Origin of the sequence: Paucibacter sp. PLA-PC-4, from assembly GCF_026241155.1 — a bacterium.
Taxonomy (GTDB): Bacteria; Pseudomonadota; Gammaproteobacteria; order Burkholderiales; family Burkholderiaceae_C; genus Roseateles_E.
Genome location: NZ_JAPFGP010000068.1, coordinates 1 through 770 on the forward strand (window position 1 = coordinate 1; position 770 = coordinate 770).

At 70.0% G+C, this 770-nt stretch carries 1 protein-coding gene; it reads left to right on the plus strand.

From position 1 onward, the window contains the following. The coding region (locus OOZ63_RS29360) for a Mu transposase domain-containing protein (RefSeq protein WP_416234804.1) at nucleotides 1-770 on the plus strand (770 nt) is incomplete at both ends.

The following is a 770-nucleotide window of genomic DNA, read 5'->3' on the forward strand; positions in this document are numbered from 1 at the left end:
GCGTGGCCATGTCGAGGCCTTCGCCGCGTTCAACGGCTGCAGCCGGGTCGTCCTGTATGACAACCTCAAGAGCGCGGTGCTCGAGCGAGCGGGCGAGGCGATCCGCTTCAACCCAGCGTTGCTGGCGCTGGCCCGCCATTACCGCTTCCAGCCGCGGCCGGTCGCGGTGGCGCGCGGCAATGAGAAGGGTCGCGTGGAGAGGAGCATCCGCTTCATCCGCGATAGCTTCTTCGCCGGCCGGGAGTTCACGGATCTGAGCGACCTCAACGCGCAGGCCCGGGCTTGGTGCTTGGGCGTGGCCGCCAACCGCCGCTGGCCCGAGGACACCCGGCTGAGCGTGCGCGAGGCCTTCCAGGCCGAGGGCCGCCATCTGCTGGCCCTGCCGCAGCAGGCCTTCGCCCTGGGCGAGCACTTGGCCGTGCGGGTGGGCAAGACGCCCTACGTTCGCTTCGACACCAACGACTACTCGGTACCGCACACCCATGTTCAGCGCACGCTGACGGTGCTGGCCGACGAGCATTGGGTGCGCGTTCTCGACGGTGTCACCGAGCTGGCCCGCCATCAGCGCTGCTGGGACAGCCACGCCCAGATCGAGGATCACGCCCATATCGAGCGCCTGCACGCAGCCAAGCATGCGGCGCGTGGTCACCGGGCCTGCGATGGCTTGGCCCAGGCCGCCCCGGCCAGCGCGGTATTGCTGCGGCGTGCCGGCGAGCGCGGCGAGAACCTGGGCTCGATCACTGCGGCGTTGATGCGCCTGCTGCAGCGCT